Here is a 2071-nt window from a genome sequence, read left to right on the forward strand (position 1 = left end):
ATGGTTCGAGGCCGCCCGCACCATCGGCGATGTCGAGATTGTCGGCATCGTCGACCTCGACACCGGACGCGCTGAACACCGCGCCAAGGAGTTCGGTTGGGAGACGGCCGCCGTCGGTAGCAATCTACCTGATGTTCTTGGTCAAACCTCTCCCGACATCGTTTTCGATATCGTGATACCAGCCGCCAGGCATGCAACAGTTGCCACTGCGCTCGAGGCTGGCTGCCATGTTCTTTCCGAAAAACCAATGGCCGAAACTCTGGAGGAAGCGCGTGATCTTGTTCGCCGTGCGAGTGAGACAGGCCGAATTCATGCCGTCGTTCAAAACCGGCGATATCTGGCACAAATCCGGCGTATCCGCAGGCTTATCCAGTCGGGCACAATTGGCGACGTGACGAGCCTCCATTGCGATTTTTTTCTCGCTCCGCATTTCGGCGGGTTCCGCGAAGAGATGCGCCACGTTCTATTTCTAGACATGGCGATCCATACATTCGATGCTGCCCGCTTTCTTGCAGGAGACGACGTCAACGCCGTCTACGCCCGCGAGTGGGAGCCCGGCAACTCGTGGTACAGCCAGGGATCTTCAGCGGCTGCCATCTTCGAATTCTCCAATGGTGCGGTTTTCACTTATCGCGGCAGTTGGTGCGCCGACGGTTTGCGCAMAAGCTGGGAGAGTGCATGGCGTGTCATCGGCAGCAAGGGATCGATTGTCTGGGACGGATACGATGACATACGGGCCGAAGCCGTCRCCTCCGGCAGAGAAGGCCTGTTTTCCGAGGTGACCGCCGTCGATATCCCTCCCCTCGACGCGTCTGATCGTATCGGCGGTCACCTCGGAGTCATGCAGGATTTCATTGCAGCTACGCGCGGCGGTCCGCCTCCGGAGACCGTCGGCACGGAAAATATCAAGAGCCTCGCCATGGTGTTCGGTGCGATCGACAGCGCCGAATCCGGACGACGCATCGAAATTACGATCTGAAGGAGTTCCAAGTGAGCAACGCGGCAAAAGCCATCCGTATCGGTACCATGATCAAGGGTAATGCGCCCGACCCTGCTGCCTATGTCAAGAGCATATTGGCGCACGGTTTTGAAAGCTTCGAACCGTTCTTCTGGCAAGTGATGAACAAGGACCTGCCAAGACTTGCGGAGGAACTGAAGGAAGCGATCGGCGACGAGGATGTCACCATGTCGACACTGGGCATGTTCGGCAATCCGCTCGAGGATACAGAAATCGACCGTGAAACGTTGAAAGGTTGGGAGGCACTCATCGACAACGCGCACCATTTCGGCGCGACGACAATTGCCGGATTTACGGGACGTGTTCGCGGTAAGCCAATCGAGGATAGCCTGCCGCAATACAAGAAGGTCTGGACAGACCTGGCCAAGCGTGCTGCCGACAAAGGTGTAAAACTCGCATTCGAAAACTGCGCCATGGACGGCAATTGGGCGAGCGGCGACTGGAACATCGCGCATAATCCCGACGCCTGGGAAATGATCTTCAACGAGGTTCCAGCCGATAATATCGGACTTGAATGGGAACCTTGCCATCAGATGGTCTATCTGATCGACCCGCTGCCGCAAATTCGCAAGTGGGCACCGAAGATTTTCCATGTTCACGGCAAGGACGCGACGATCCGCTGGGAGGTCATCCGCGAGCACGGCATCTTCGGCAAGGAGAAATTCGTATTCATGCGTTCGCCGGGTTTCGGCGACACCAACTGGGTCGATGTGATTTCCGAATTGCGGCTTGCCGGGTGGTCGGGCTCGATCGACATCGAGGGCTGGCACGATCCGGTCTATCGCAATGAGCTCGAAATGACCGGGCAAGTGCATTCGCTCAACTATCTCAAGCAGAGCCGCGGCGGCTCATACGTCCCTAACCCCTGAAACTCGACACCGGCCAATCTTGTCGCAAAGAAGCAAGCAGGCCGGACCAGCAACAAGAGGAGGAAAGCATGAAACGAGTTATGAAATGGATCGCGGCTGCATCGCTGTTCATGTCCGGTGCCGCTCAAGCCGAGCCGGTAACGCTGGATATCTGGACGATCGATCGTCCGGATCAGTACATGTA

Annotated in this window: 2 protein-coding genes; both read left to right on the forward strand. The window is 57.0% G+C overall.

From position 1 onward, the window contains the following. On the forward strand, positions 1-979 hold a 979-nt coding region (locus ACXJ5O_RS25265), incomplete at its 5' end, for a Gfo/Idh/MocA family protein (protein ID WP_457302307.1). Between the two features lie 11 nt (positions 980-990). Next, entirely contained in the window at positions 991-1887 is an 897-nt protein-coding gene (locus tag ACXJ5O_RS25270; protein ID WP_457302308.1) for a sugar phosphate isomerase/epimerase family protein, read from the forward strand. The last annotated feature ends 184 nt before the right edge of the window (positions 1888-2071 follow it).

The organism is Phyllobacterium sp. P5_D12 (assembly GCF_054049495.1).